Raw genomic sequence first — 12987 nt, 5'->3', positions numbered from 1 at the left:
GTTATTGAGTGTTCGGCTATTGAACAGTAAACGAATTGATAGCTTCATCAACTGCGTTTATTGCGCCTTCTAAATATCCTGCTTCTTGTTTTGCAAACTCACTCGCTACAAAATGAATGTTCAAGTTATTTAATTGCTCATCTAAGCCTGAAAAATCAAATTCTGGGTGCTGCGAAGGCTGAGTTTGATCGTCTCTATTAGCTACAAACTTATCGTCTGCCCAGTCTTTAATAAAATACCCCGTTGCCTTTCCAGCATCCTTACCATAAAAATAGCTAAGCTGTTGGACACAGGCTTGAATTAATTGCTCTTTAGTTACTTGGTTTCTTGATAAGTAGGGCACACCTATAAAGCCAAATAATGCGGCGTAATTGCCATCATCAGCACTGGCATCGTGAATTTCGACCATTGGGCCTACGCGACTAAAGCATTGCCCTGATAAGTTTCTATCACGCCAAAATGCATGTTCAAAAGTAGCTATAAATTTGGCTTGTCCTGCCATCCATGTAGGTACGTTATTTAGGCGGTTTATGAGTGTTGGAGTAGCCCAAAGTGCAGGTGTTAAGTGTGTTGTAACCATACGAGCAGGAATAGCTGAAATTAGTTTTTCAGTAGTAAGGTGCTTTATACTACCTAAGTGATTAACCGTAATTTGCCAGTTATTATCACCTTTTTTAAGCTCAGTGACATTGTGTTCTAATAACACTGAATCAGGATTAAGTTGCTCGTATAAGGCAGTTATTAAGGTATTCATGCCGTGCTTAAGCCTAAATAACTGCATATCTCCAGCACCTGCAATTTGTTGAGGTTGCTTGGAATTAGGCGCTTGATATAACACATCACCTTTGTTGTATTGCTCAAATATACTTAAGCGGAGTGACTTTACTAAAGCTTGAATTTTTGGTTGGTGGGGAAATATCCACGTAGGACCCAAATCAAAACTAACATCGTTATTTATTGGTGATTGCGCAGCAAAAATTCGGCCGCCTAATTGCGATTTGGCTTCCAGTAATAAGTACTCAATATTAAGCAGTTGTAATTTATACGCACTGTATAAGCCGGCCAGTCCGCCACCTATAATTATTACTGGTTTAGTCATTTGTTTACCTATTAGCTATTTAGCAATCTACTAGTAGGTAGTTTGTTTTGATATGAATAAATTGTCAAGTAGACTAAAGGGAACTAGTAGTGAAACGTAATACCAATCTGCTTATATACGAGGTCTATTTAACGTTAAGAAAATTACGCTAGAACTAGGCAAAAATTTTTGTATCTAGTTGTTCTAAATAAAAAATTTTTAACGACGTTATAGTGCAATTTAATTCGTTAAATTGATCAAAGATTTATGCAGGTTGGTATAACTAGTTTAGTGTGCTTTAAGTTACGTTAAAATGGGTGTTTTAGTGATTCTGTAAATTGATTTATAAGCTCAATTTCACAGAGTTTATAGCTAATGGCTGCTGTTGTCGCATTAGGAAGTTTTATTAAGTAACGCCATTGGCAGGCACTCTCAAGGTACTTTTCGTTATTTTTAATGCTGCGCATAAATAACGGTAATACTTGCGTATTGCCTGTGCTTTCTTGTGATTTAGTTAGCTCATATTTGCGCTTTTGTATCCAACTGCCTTGTGCTTGCTTTGCTTTATCAATCTGGCTATCTAGGCATTGAATATACCGCTTAGCTTCATCGGTTGTTGCTTTAGCGGCTAAAGTACATGCCTCATCTGCAAAGCTGTACTGGCTTGTAGTTAATAGCACAATGGCAGTTAGTTTTAATAAATAGTTACTTTTTGTCATTGTAATTAAACTCTAAGATAAATTGAGCGCCGGCTAAGTTATCAGCATCGGTAATGGTAAGCGTCCCGTTATACGACTTAACTAAATCAGATACAATCGCCATGCCTACGCCGTGTCCGCTTTCGTATGTATCGAGGCGAGTACCACGTGTAAGTAAAGATTCACGTTTATCCTCTGGCACACCAGGGCCATCATCGCTAATTCCAATACACAGAGTTTTACTTTGGATTACTTGTATTTCTACTTGCGAGCGACACGCTTTACAGGCGTTATCAATCAAGTTACCGAGTAATTCCATTAAATCTGTTTGGTCACCTAAAAAGTAATCTTTTTCGGTTACGGTGCAGGTAAAAATAATATCTTTATCACGGTATACTTTTGCCATAGCACTGAGTATTGAATCAAGTACTGGCTTAATAGGTGTTTGCTTTTTCCACGTGTCTGATGCACCCGTTGCAGCACGCTTTAATTGGTGCTCGATCATCACATTAATTCGGTCGAGTTGTTCTTGTGCATCGGCATCGTTTGCCAATGGACTTGATTTTAGTACTGCAAGCGGTGTTTTAAGTGCATGAGCAAGGTCGCTCAATGAGGCTCTATAGCGCTCTTTTTGGCGTTGCTGCGACTCAAGTAGCAAGTTTAGGTCTGCTTTTATTGTTTGCAGCTCTACAGGGTAGAGGCCTTTAATTTCTTGAATATCACCCGATTCAATCGCTTTTATTTCTTTATCGAGTCGTTGGAGTGGGCGAGCGCTCCAAATGAAACCAATCGCCATTAGGCCTGCAATTGCAATCCCCATGATAAACATCCAATCTACAAGGGTTTGCTTAAAGCCATCCATTATACGAAGTAGAGCGTCGTTACGTTTGACTAATATAAAGCGAGCTTGTTCTGATTGATCTATGTTGTTTAAAATTACAGTCAGGCTAAGTTGCCAGTACGCGGTATTATTATACTCCACGCGCCTGAAGTCGGCGGCACCTGCTTTGGTCTCTATTTGCTCTGGTACATAGTTTAAATTTACAGCCGATTCTGAGTTCCAAACAGGGTCATCATCGCGGTAAATCATTGCGTAGGTGTCTGAATTTAATCTGTTTAACTCAGGCGCTAAAATAGTGCTGGGCATAATAATACCATGCTCAGTAAAGTCGACTTCAGATATTAGCGAGTAGAGCTGTGCCTCGAGGGTTTTTTCTGTCGCATCAACCAGTGAAGCATAATACGCTTTGCCAATTGAATAAAATAAGATAGGGAGTGCGACTAATAAAACAAAGACAAGGATAAATCCTTGCCTTATTTTTAACGATATTTGCGGTATTACCACTGGCTTTTAAGCCTGTAACCACGCCCACGTAGTGTTTCTACTGGGTTTAGTACGCCTTCAGGGTCAAGCTTTTTACGCAAACGTAGTACAAATACTTCAATTACGTTTGAATCAAGGTCGAAGTCTTGGTCGTAAATATGCTCAGTAAGTTCTGATTTAGAAATTACTTTTTGCGGATTTACCATTAAGTATTCAAGTACTTTATATTCGTAAGCTGTAAGGCTAAGTTCTTTATCATCAACCCATACTTGTTGTGAACGTGTATGAATTTTAATTGGACCCGCAGTCATTTCTGGATTTGCTTTACCAGCACTGCGACGAATTAATGCATTACAACGTGCAATAAGTTCTTCAACATGAAATGGTTTTGTAAGGTAGTCATCTGCACCTGCATCTAAACCTTCTACTTTATCCTGCCAGCGATCGCGCGCTGTTAAGATTAAAATAGGGATAGTAATGCCTTGTGCTCGTGCTTTATTGATTAGCTCAATACCGTCTATTTTAGGTAAACCTAAATCAACTACGGCCATATCAAGCGGGTATTCTGTAATGTGGAAAAGACCTGCTTCACCATCGTGACATAAATCCACGCTGTAACGTTCTTTTTCTAAAGCATTACGTAGGTTATCTGCTAAATGTAAATCGTCTTCAATAACTAAAATTCGCATTTGTTAATCCTTTTTCACTTCGCCGGTTTTTTTATTTATATGTAAATCAACGACGTGGCCGTCAGATTTGAGTATTCGTACGGTATAAAAATCTGTTTTTTCGGTAATTTTTAAGGTCTTACCGCCTATTGTTTTCTTTGCAAGTATTACGGCTTTCTTTTTGTCCACCTCAGCATGAGATGCTTGGGTGGCCGTCGCTGCTTGAGCAAAGTTAGCTAAGCTAACACAAGCAATAAAACCGAGGCTTAATAATACGCGCATAATGGAAAACTCCTAGACCAGACCCACTTAGTTTAATTAACTAAGTTACTAAAATTCAAGTAAAAACGCTAAATTCGCTTTTATCTCAGTAATTTTAATTAAAATCTTGTGAACAAACCCTGAATTACAGTGCAACACACGCTCTTAGGGTTTAATACACTTTTAAGCAGGGAACACTTTTTTGAAAGGTTTAACAATTGTATTTTCATAGATGCCAGCGGCAACGTAAGGGTCAGCTGCTGCCCACTCTCGAGCTGCTTCTATTGACTCAAACTCAGCAACAACTAATGAACCGGTAAAACCTGCTTCTTGAGGATCTTCACTATCGACTGCCGGAAACGGACCCGCAGTTAATAAACGGTTTTGTGAATCAAGCTCACTAAGGCGTGCTAAATGTGCCGGGCGTGCTGCTTTTCTAAGCTCTAAGCTGTTTTCAACGTCTGTTGAGTGAATCATGTACAACATAAGGAATCTCATAAAAATTGTTAAATTTGATTAACGCAATACTACCACAGCGTTGAAAATTGGTGAATTAAAAGCGTATTTACACAGGTTTACACTTCGATTTTATTTTTAAGCTGTAATTGCTTGAAAATATCTGTGTAACACTGGTAGAGTCGCTGAAATATACAAAATAATAAAAAGGTTTTATGCATGAGCGAAAATAGAGAACGATTTAGTTCCCGTCTCGGATTCATAATGGCAGCGGCAGGTTCGGCTGTTGGTATTGGTAATTTAGTTGGTTTTCCGGTTTCTGCTACCAAAAATGGTGGTGGCGCATTCTTATTAATTTACGCTTTATTTGTCGTGTTCATTTGTTTACCAGTCATGATGGCTGAAATGGCAATGGGTCGTAACGCTCAAAAAGATCCACTTGGTTCGTACAAGCTATTATCTAATAACGATAAAAAATGGAAGCTAGCAGGTTTTTTAGCGGTGCTTACACCATTTATGATTGCTGTGTTTTATATGGTAATTACGGTTTGGATTTTTGGTTACTTAACGCAAACAGGCCTCGGTAATTTAGATTTACTTGCAGATCCTGGCCACTTTGGTGTTTTTATTAATAGTTACACTGTGTTTGGTTATATGGCCGTTGTGGTTATTATTGTTAACTTAATTTTATTAGGGGGTGTTAAACAAGGCATAGAAAAAGCCGCTAAATTTTTAATGCCAGCCTTACTTTTCATGCTACTTGCTTTAGTTACTTATGTATTAACGCTTGATAACGCAATGGCCGGTGTTAAATACTACATTATTCCTGATTTTTCTAAGATGAGTGCAAGTGTACTTAATGGCGCATTAAGCCAAGCGTTTTTCTCGCTATCGCTGGGTATGGGTATATTAATGACTTACGCGTCGTATATTTCTAAAAAGGATGACATTGTAAGTAGCGCGAAAATGGTCGCTATTACAGACTCACTCGTTGCGTTTGTAGCGGGCCTAATGGTGTTGCCCGCTATATTTAGCTTTGATCCAAACACAGACCCATCAGCACTTTCTGACTCGTCTGTATCAATGATTTTTGTATACCTACCTAAAATATTATTAGCACTGCAAAATGATATTGGTTATGTAGGTGCGTCTATTGTTGCGTTCTCATTCTTCTTATTAGTATTTTTTGCAGCGATTACTTCACTTGTTTCAATAGTAGAAGTACCGACAGCAACACTAAGTGACCGTAAAGGTATTAGCCGTAAAAAAGCATTGGGCATCCTTACACTTTCAACCGGTGTACTTACTATTTTATGTACAATGTCGTTTGGTATGATTGACAGCCTTACTTCGTTCACCAGTTATGGCGGCGTTAATAAGAGCTTTTTTGATATTATTGTTGATGTATTTTACGACACAATTTTACCGCTTAATGGCTTAATGGTGTGTTTGTTTGTAATGTACCGCTGGAAAAAAGCACGCTTAACACAAGAGCTAAGCTTAGGTTCGCCTAATTATGCGGGAAGCTTGATGGAAAAGTACGTTAACTTTTCACTTTCAACGTTTATTCCTGTCATTCTAGCTGTGATATTTATAAATACAGTGGCGACTAAGTTTTTTGATTTAAAAATATTTGGTTTTTAAATAGACCTCTTTAAAAGCTTATTGAATAATAAAATGCCGCTCAGTTAAGCTTAGCGGCATTTTTTATAGGCGTTTTTTTACAGGTATCTGGTAACTATTAAAAGGATTTAAAATGAATAAAATTATTATTGGGTTTGCTTTTGCTATTTCATCATTTGGGGCACTTGCGCAAAGTGCTGATGGTTGGCCTGAAGGCGGTGCAATGCACACGGGCAATACTTATAATTTAGAGGGCAATAGATACAAAACTAAAATCAGTAAAATGATGGATGAAATCTACCCACAACTAAATGACGATTACCAAGTAGATGCAGTTAAAGCACAAATAAAAGCATGGGAGCAGTATATAGATGCTACATGTAACGTTGTTGGCATAGCAACGGGTGCTGGTGGTTCTTGGCCCTCAACGTATAGTGTTAAATGCGAAAGAAGCCTAAGTTATGATAGATACTTTGCGACTAAAAATGCGCTAAAGTGTGTTAATAGATTAAGCAAAGAAGAGTTTGTAGGACATAGCGAAAAGTTAAATTGTTTAATTCAAACATTAAATATAAAAATATTTTAAGGTCTACATAGCGCTACAGCTAAATTATACAGTTAGCTGTAGCATTTTAGGCTTTATAGCAACTCAATACTTACTGTTGCGCCTTTTTCGATATTGCCGCTTTGTGCTGGCACTACAATTAAGCAGTTAGCTTTACTAAGCGACGAAAGTACACCCGAGCCCTGTTTATTAAACGGGGCAACGACTAAGTCACCTTGCTCGTTAATTGTTGCTGTACCGCGCTGAAAGTCAGCTCTGCCAGGGCGCTTTTTAATAACGGATGTAGTAACAGCGTTAAAACGCATTTTAGGGTTTACTTCACCAAGACCCGACAGCTTTTGCAGTGCCGGCTCTACTAACTGATTAAACGTAACAGCAGCCGACACAGGGTTACCTGGCAAGCCAAAAAAGTAACTGTTACTTAGTTTACCAAAGGCAAAAGGTTTGCCTGGTTTCATGGCTATTTTCCAAAAGTGAATTTCGCCAATTTCGTTGAGCACTTCTTTAGTAAAGTCGGCTTCACCAACCGATACACCGCCTGAGCTTATTACGGCATCGGCAAGTTCGTTCGCTTTCAAAAATGCATTAGTAATGAGTTCTTTGTCATCAGGAATAATTCCTAAATCAATCACGTCTATATTTTTTTGTTGCAGCGCACTAATAATAACAGCGCGGTTGCTTTCAAAAATAGCGCCTTGCTTAAGAGGCTGACCAGGTTCAATTAGCTCATCGCCAGTAGAAAGCACGGCTATTTTTAGGGTTCTTACCACGTCTATATTGGCAATTCCTAAAGATGCAAGTAACCCCACATCAACGGCTTTTAATTTATCGCCTGCTTTTAAAATAACATCGTCGATTGCAATATCTTCGCCAGCAAAACGCACGTTTTCATTTAGCTCTGGTTGCGCAGTAAACGTAATTTTATCGCCATCAACCGAGGCGTTTTCTTGCATTACAACGCCGTTAGCGCCGGGTGGAATTGCGGCGCCGGTCATTATTCTTACGCATTGCCCTGGGGTAAGCGTTTCTTCAAAAACTTGACCCGCAAACACGCTGCCTATTTGTGTATAGGTTAAGCTTTTATCTGAAATACATAGCGCATAGCCATCCATTGCGGAGTTATCATGAGCTGGTACGTTTATAGTTGATTTAACATCGCTTGCTAAAACGCGATCAACGCTTTGCATTATAGTGATGGTTTCAACGTCTTTAACTGGCGTTATTGAGCCAAGTATATTTTGTATTGCAGTTTCAATTGGCAATAAACCGGGTGCATTGCAAACATCGTTCATATATATTGCTTACTTAAATCATTTTATTTTGAAACAATACTTATAATGTCAAAGCTTTACAATACATGGTTGGGTTATTTTTTGCTTATCGCATGCATGCTTTCGTGCGGCGTAAACGCAAAAGAAACGCTGCAAGTAGCCGTAGCGAGTAATTTTAAAACTGTATTGCAAACCCTACTAAAAAAATCCCCATTACCTAATGTTGACGTGAAAATATCAGCCGCTTCTAGCGGTGTTTTATATTCGCAAATAGTGCATGGCGCACCATTTGATGTGTTTTTATCGGCCGACGATTTTCGACCGCAATCGCTTATTAAAGAAGGTTATGCCGAGCAAAGCAGTTTAATCACTTACGCGTTAGGCGAACTTGCTTTGTGGCAACCCAAAGCTGAACAAGTAAATGATAAAGTAGCCATTGCTAATCCGCGCTTTTCACCATACGGGCGTGCCTCAGAGCACTACGCGAATAACCATTTTAAAAAGCCAGTAAATTATGTGTACGGTAATAACATAACGCATGCGTTTCAGTTTGTTGAAAGCGGTAATGTAGGAGTAGGGCTGGTGGCTGTTTCATCACTGAAGGCGGCTTACAGTAACACGCAAGATCAAAAATATTTAGATTACACCGTGCTGCCTACAAATCAATATCCCGATATAATTCAACAAGGCGTTATTATTAGCTCGACTAAAAAGCGTGCTAGCGCTAAGCAACTCATGCAATTTTTAATGGCAGAGGCTACGCAGCAGCAGTTAATTGAATTAGGTTACAGAATAAAGGACAACAATGCTTCAAAGTGATTTAACCGCGCTGTGGTTAACTATAAAACTTGCCTTTATAACCGCAGTACTCCTTCTTGTTTTTTGTATTCCGGTGGCTTACAAGCTCGCTGGCTATAACGGTAAATTTAAACCATTTTTAGAGGCATTAATTGCAATGCCTTTAGTGCTGCCGCCTACGTTATTAGGGTTTTACTTACTTGTTTTATTTTCGCCTGATCACGCTTTTGGGCTGTTTTGGTTTTGGCTAACCGGTACACAGCTGGCGTTTAGTTTTCAGGGCGTGGTTATTGGCTCGCTTTTTTATTCGCTGCCTTTTGTAATGCAGCCGCTTGTGGCTGGGTTTAAGCATATTAATCAAACCTATAACGAAGCAGCCATTGCGCTTGGATTAAGCCCGTTTAAACGCTTTGTGCATTTAATTATTCCGCTTTTAAAACCCAGTATTGGTAGCGCATTTGCTTTAGGCTTTGCGCATACATTGGGTGAGTTTGGTTTGGTATTAATGATTGGCGGTAATATTCAGGGGCAAACACAGGTGGTGTCTATTGCGCTTTATGACCATGTTGAATCGTTAAATTATACGGCGGCGCATCAGCTTTCACTTATTTTACTGGCTATTTCGTTTGCCTGTTTAGTGCTGTTATTTAAGTTTAATAAAAGCATTGTAGGGGTTAAGCAATAACATGATTAAGTTAAGCCTTTTTAAAGCACTCAATAATTTTGATTTAGATATAAACCTTGAGCTTGAGTCGTTTAATGTATTGGGTGTTTACGGACCTTCCGGTTCGGGTAAGTCAACATTACTGCGTTGTATTAGCGGTTTAGAGCCTGCAAAAAGTGTTTATGTAAACAATCAGCCAGTGCATGAGTTGCCAAGCGATAAACGCGGTATTACGCTTCAGTTGCAATCGTGCCCGTTGTTTCCTCATTTAGATGTGGCAGGTAATTTAGCGTTTACACAAAAACACTGCGGGAATAAGCAAACAAGCTTAACGCTAGAATACGTTGTTAAAACACTTGAATTACAAGACTTACTAAACCGTGATGTACAAAGCTTATCGGGTGGCGAACGCCAACGTGTAGTATTTGCGCGCACTTTGCTTGCCGGTCAAAAATTTATAATGCTTGATGAGCCTTTTAGCGCGCTTGATTGGTCATTGCGTTTTAAAACACTCACTAAACTTAGCGAGTTTGCAGTTAAGTTTAATATTAAATTTATAATAGTAAGTCACTCATTAAAAGAGCTGCTATTTTGCTGCGATACCCTTATTCAGCTTGATAAAGGTAAGGTGATAAACCAAGGTGCAAGTGCACACGTTGCAAAGGCTATTTATGCAAACGATAGACAAACACCGCTGAGCTTAATTAATTACGACGTGGTTAAATTTGATGAAGACTACGGGCTATATCAACTACAATTACAGCAAAGTGAGCAGCCGCTTTTTGTGCTTCCTGCACTTGTAGATAGCAGTAATAAGCTAATTATAGAAAGTGAGCAAATGTCGTTTAGTGCGTTAAAGCCTGAGCAAACAACGCATAGCAATGTTTTAAGGTCGGTATTAACTCAGGCTGAGCTTATTAATAATAAGTGGCAGTTAACGCTTAATGTAGATGGGCAAACATTGTATTGTTTGGTATCAAGACGAGTGTGGGACAAAAACGACTTTAAAGTGGGCGATGTGCTTTATACAACAATCAGTAATCTAGAATAACTAAATGCTGCACACCGCACATTGACTGTTTTTAGCTATTTTAAAACGATTAAACTCCATGCTTAAACCATCCACCAGCAATAAGTGCTCGCTTAAACCACTTGGCAAACCAGCAAGCATTTTTAGCGCTTCAGTAGCCTGAATGCTGCCTATTAGCCCCACAATAGGGGAAAGTACGCCGGATTCAGAGCAGCTTTGTGTTTGTTCACTAAAAAATTGCGATAAACAACCATAACAATGGCTGTTTTCATCCATAGTAAAACACGCGACTTGTCCTTCCATACGTATTGCAGAGCCTGACACTAGCGGAACTTTAGCCTTAAAACAGGCGCTATTAAGTGCATTGCGCGTTGCTAGGTTATCTGAGCAATCAATCACTATATCAATGTTATTAAATAATTGTTCTGTAGAGGTACTTACATCAAAAAATGCCTCAATAGTGTTTATGTCTATTTCACTATTAAGCGCGTTAAGCTGTTTTTTAGCAGCACTGCATTTTGAGCTACCAATATCACTTTCTTTATACAGTATTTGTCTTTGCAGGTTGGTCACGTCTATTTCATCGTTATCAACTAAGGTAAGCGTCCCAACGCCAGATGCCGCTAAGTATTGACCTACCGCACACCCAAGCCCACCCACACCAATAATTAAAGCATGCGATTGCCATAGTTGCTCTTGTCCGTCTATATCAAGCTGCGGCAGCATAATGTGCCGAGAATAGCGCAGTTGCTGCTGGTAAGTTAGCGGTGTTTTTTGCATTTTCAAAATCTCAACCTTTTTTTGAACAATACCAAGTTGTTAAATCCAAGAGCAAGTAGTAACGCTTTTTATTTGCACTCTAACAACCCAGAGCCCTTCACTCATATAGTGCAACTATAACGTATAAAAACAACTGTTGCATGTAACCATATGAAATTTATGGCTTTTAATTAGTGGCTCAGTAATTGCTATATCGGGTTAACTTAAATTTAACAAACATTGGGCTGCTACTCATATAAAAGGGTGGGGCATTAATAAAACAATAATACGTTTACGAGGAAAATAAACATGCAACCGAGTTCAGGGTTTAACCTAATATCGTTTAGCGGAAAAATGAAAGTATTGCATCTAAGTTGGATGGTCTTTTTTGTGTCATTTTTTGTATGGTTTAACCATGCTCCTTTATTAGGTGCCATAGCGGGTTCACTTGGGATCACCATGGCACAAGTTAAAACATTACTAATTTTAAATGTAGCGTTAACTATTCCAGCGCGTGTTGTGGTGGGTATGCTAACCGATAAATTTGGTCCCCGTATTGTTTATGCGGCACTACTTATTAGCTGTAGTATTCCATGTTTTATGTTTGCTATGGCAACCACATTTGAGCAAGCCGCAATAGCGCGTTTTGCTTTAGGCTTTATTGGTGCTGGCTTTGTTGTGGGCATTCGAATGGTGAGTGAATGGTTTCCTGCTAATGAGTTGGGTATAGCGGAAGGTATTTATGGCGGTTGGGGTAACTTTGGTTCAGCAGCAGCGGCTATGTTATTGCCAATTATTGCACTAATGTTTGGCGGCGAAGATGGCTGGCGTTATGCAGTAGGTTTAACCGGTGTATTAAGCGTTATATTTGGTGTTATTTGGTACTTAAATGTAACCGATACGCCAAAAGGCGGTACATACTTTAAACCTAAAAAAGTAGGCGCAATGGAAGTTACCAGTAAAGGCGACTTTGTATTACTGCTTATTATGAAAATTCCTATGTACGGCGCATTAGCATTACTTACTTGGAAGCTTTCGCCAACCGGTGCTAACCTAATTTCGGCTAATTTTGTACTTGCTGTGTATGCTTTTTTAGTCCTACTTTATATTTACGAAGTGTATAAAACCTTTGACGTAAATGGTCATATTTTTAAAGAGCCTGTACCCGAGTCGCATCGTTATGAGTTTAAGCAAGTGGCTGTTTTAAATATTTTATATTTTACAACTTTTGGTTCTGAGCTTGCGGTTGTCTCTATGTTACCGCTGTTTTTTATGGATGTGTTTGCGCTTGATATGGTGTACGCGGGTATTTTAGCCTCTGCTTACGCATTTATGAACTTAGCATCTCGCCCTGGTGGCGGTTGGATTTCAGATAAATTAGGTCGTCGTATAACACTTATTGTACTTACGATGGGTCTTGCTGTTGGTTATTTTGTAATGGGCTTAGTTGATGCATCGTGGCCTTTATGGCTTGCAGTTGTTGCAGCTATGGCATGTTCGTTCTTTGTGCAAGCTGGTGAAGGCGCTGTATTTGCCGCAGTACCACTAATTAAGCGTCGTTTAACTGGGCAAATAGCTGGAATGACAGGTGCTTACGGTAATGTTGGTGCAGTAGTGTACTTAACGGCATTATCACTTGTTGATTATCAAACCTTCTTTTTCATTATTGCGGGTAGTGCATTACTTGGCTTAGGCGCACTGTTTTTTATGAAAGAACCAGACGGACACATTACCGAAGTAAATGAAGACGGCACCGTTGAACTTATTTCAGTGACTTAAGGCATTATTGACT

The 12987-nt window shown here is 39.2% G+C and carries 14 protein-coding genes; 6 read left to right on the top strand and 8 right to left on the bottom strand.

Annotated features, from left to right (window positions below):
• Positions 1–16 precede the first annotated feature (16 nt).
• The 6 genes from P20429_RS05065 to P20429_RS05090 all read right to left on the bottom strand — a co-directional run bounded on the left by P20429_RS05065 (position 17) and on the right by P20429_RS05090 (position 4515).
• A complete protein-coding gene (locus tag P20429_RS05065; protein ID WP_007585279.1) occupies positions 17–1099 on the bottom strand; it encodes an FAD-dependent oxidoreductase in 1083 nt (360 codons plus the stop codon).
• Positions 1100–1386: 287 nt separating this feature from the next.
• Positions 1387–1797: a hypothetical protein gene (locus P20429_RS05070; RefSeq protein WP_007585278.1), complete on the bottom strand. Its 411-nt coding sequence runs from the start codon at positions 1795–1797 to the stop codon at positions 1387–1389.
• Positions 1784–3121, bottom strand: coding sequence for an ATP-binding protein (locus P20429_RS05075; protein ID WP_007585276.1), 1338 nt, complete (start codon positions 3119–3121; stop codon positions 1784–1786). Before P20429_RS05075 ends, P20429_RS05070 begins: the two co-directional genes overlap by 14 nt.
• Positions 3115–3789 carry a response regulator transcription factor gene (locus P20429_RS05080; RefSeq protein WP_007375447.1) on the bottom strand — a complete coding sequence of 225 codons (675 nt, stop codon included), beginning with the start codon at positions 3787–3789 and terminating at the stop codon, positions 3115–3117. The genes P20429_RS05075 and P20429_RS05080 overlap by 7 nt, the downstream gene beginning before the upstream one ends.
• A 3-nt stretch (positions 3790–3792) precedes the next feature.
• Positions 3793–4050 carry a PepSY domain-containing protein gene (locus P20429_RS05085; RefSeq protein WP_002959808.1) on the bottom strand — a complete coding sequence of 86 codons (258 nt, stop codon included), beginning with the start codon at positions 4048–4050 and terminating at the stop codon, positions 3793–3795.
• A gap of 162 nt (positions 4051–4212) precedes the next feature.
• Positions 4213–4515: a YciI family protein gene (locus P20429_RS05090; protein ID WP_010552536.1), complete on the bottom strand. Its 303-nt coding sequence runs from the start codon at positions 4513–4515 to the stop codon at positions 4213–4215.
• A 189-nt stretch (positions 4516–4704) separates the two neighbouring features.
• Between P20429_RS05090 and P20429_RS05095 the strand changes: the two genes are divergently transcribed.
• Complete coding sequence (locus tag P20429_RS05095) at positions 4705–6129, top strand: sodium-dependent transporter (RefSeq protein WP_010552537.1); 1425 nt, start codon at positions 4705–4707, stop codon at positions 6127–6129.
• Between the two features lie 112 nt (positions 6130–6241).
• Positions 6242–6694 carry a DUF1311 domain-containing protein gene (locus P20429_RS05100; RefSeq protein WP_007585268.1) on the top strand — a complete coding sequence of 151 codons (453 nt, stop codon included), beginning with the start codon at positions 6242–6244 and terminating at the stop codon, positions 6692–6694.
• 53 nt (positions 6695–6747) lie between these two features.
• Here P20429_RS05100 and glp read toward each other — a convergent pair whose 3' ends face one another.
• Complete coding sequence (glp, locus tag P20429_RS05105) at positions 6748–7965, bottom strand: gephyrin-like molybdotransferase Glp (protein ID WP_007585266.1); 1218 nt, start codon at positions 7963–7965, stop codon at positions 6748–6750.
• Positions 7966–8010: 45 nt separating this feature from the next.
• Here glp and modA point away from each other — a divergent pair, with 45 nt between their 5' ends.
• Genes modA through P20429_RS05120 form a run of 3 tightly spaced genes read left to right on the top strand, consistent with a single transcriptional unit; the run spans position 8011 to position 10457 of the window.
• Complete coding sequence (modA, locus tag P20429_RS05110; RefSeq protein ID WP_193371821.1) at positions 8011–8763, top strand: molybdate ABC transporter substrate-binding protein; 753 nt, start codon at positions 8011–8013, stop codon at positions 8761–8763.
• On the top strand, positions 8750–9427 hold the full coding sequence (modB, locus tag P20429_RS05115) for a molybdate ABC transporter permease subunit (protein ID WP_007585262.1): 678 nt from the start codon (positions 8750–8752) through the stop codon (positions 9425–9427). The genes modA and modB overlap by 14 nt, the downstream gene beginning before the upstream one ends.
• A gap of 1 nt (position 9428) precedes the next feature.
• A complete protein-coding gene (locus tag P20429_RS05120; RefSeq protein WP_007585261.1) occupies positions 9429–10457 on the top strand; it encodes an ATP-binding cassette domain-containing protein in 1029 nt (342 codons plus the stop codon).
• Here the strand turns inward: P20429_RS05120 and moeB are convergent, their stop codons facing one another.
• The gene (gene moeB / locus P20429_RS05125) at positions 10458–11216 is read right to left on the bottom strand and encodes a molybdopterin-synthase adenylyltransferase MoeB (protein WP_033027021.1); all 759 of its coding nucleotides are present in this window, start codon (positions 11214–11216) and stop codon (positions 10458–10460) included.
• Between the two features lie 288 nt (positions 11217–11504).
• On the opposite strand from moeB, the gene P20429_RS05130 reads away from it, so the two are divergent.
• Complete coding sequence (locus P20429_RS05130; protein ID WP_007585259.1) at positions 11505–12974, top strand: NarK family nitrate/nitrite MFS transporter; 1470 nt, start codon at positions 11505–11507, stop codon at positions 12972–12974.
• Positions 12975–12987: the final 13 nt, after the last annotated feature.

The organism is Pseudoalteromonas sp. BSi20429 (genome assembly GCF_000238895.1).
Taxonomy (GTDB): Bacteria; Pseudomonadota; Gammaproteobacteria; order Enterobacterales; family Alteromonadaceae; genus Pseudoalteromonas; species Pseudoalteromonas arctica.
Note: the sequence above shows the minus strand (reverse complement) of the source record. Positions and strands in the feature narration are given on the sequence as shown.

What these genes read in the sequence shown, in the direction of transcription:
- modA (WP_193371821.1), top strand. Translation starts at nt 8,011, where the DNA reads ATGTCAAAGCTTTACAATACATGGTTGGGTTATTTTTTGCTTATCGCA.
- P20429_RS05090 (WP_010552536.1), bottom strand. Translation starts at nt 4,515, where the DNA reads ATGTTGTACATGATTCACTCAACAGACGTTGAAAACAGCTTAGAGCTT.
- P20429_RS05070 (WP_007585278.1), bottom strand. Translation starts at nt 1,797, where the DNA reads ATGACAAAAAGTAACTATTTATTAAAACTAACTGCCATTGTGCTATTA.
- P20429_RS05065 (WP_007585279.1), bottom strand. Translation starts at nt 1,099, where the DNA reads ATGACTAAACCAGTAATAATTATAGGTGGCGGACTGGCCGGCTTATAC.
- P20429_RS05085 (WP_002959808.1), bottom strand. Translation starts at nt 4,050, where the DNA reads ATGCGCGTATTATTAAGCCTCGGTTTTATTGCTTGTGTTAGCTTAGCT.
- modB (WP_007585262.1), top strand. Translation starts at nt 8,750, where the DNA reads ATGCTTCAAAGTGATTTAACCGCGCTGTGGTTAACTATAAAACTTGCC.
- P20429_RS05080 (WP_007375447.1), bottom strand. Translation starts at nt 3,789, where the DNA reads ATGCGAATTTTAGTTATTGAAGACGATTTACATTTAGCAGATAACCTA.
- P20429_RS05120 (WP_007585261.1), top strand. Translation starts at nt 9,429, where the DNA reads ATGATTAAGTTAAGCCTTTTTAAAGCACTCAATAATTTTGATTTAGAT.
- moeB (WP_033027021.1), bottom strand. Translation starts at nt 11,216, where the DNA reads ATGCAAAAAACACCGCTAACTTACCAGCAGCAACTGCGCTATTCTCGG.
- glp (WP_007585266.1), bottom strand. Translation starts at nt 7,965, where the DNA reads ATGAACGATGTTTGCAATGCACCCGGTTTATTGCCAATTGAAACTGCA.
- P20429_RS05130 (WP_007585259.1), top strand. Translation starts at nt 11,505, where the DNA reads ATGCAACCGAGTTCAGGGTTTAACCTAATATCGTTTAGCGGAAAAATG.
- P20429_RS05095 (WP_010552537.1), top strand. Translation starts at nt 4,705, where the DNA reads ATGAGCGAAAATAGAGAACGATTTAGTTCCCGTCTCGGATTCATAATG.
- P20429_RS05100 (WP_007585268.1), top strand. Translation starts at nt 6,242, where the DNA reads ATGAATAAAATTATTATTGGGTTTGCTTTTGCTATTTCATCATTTGGG.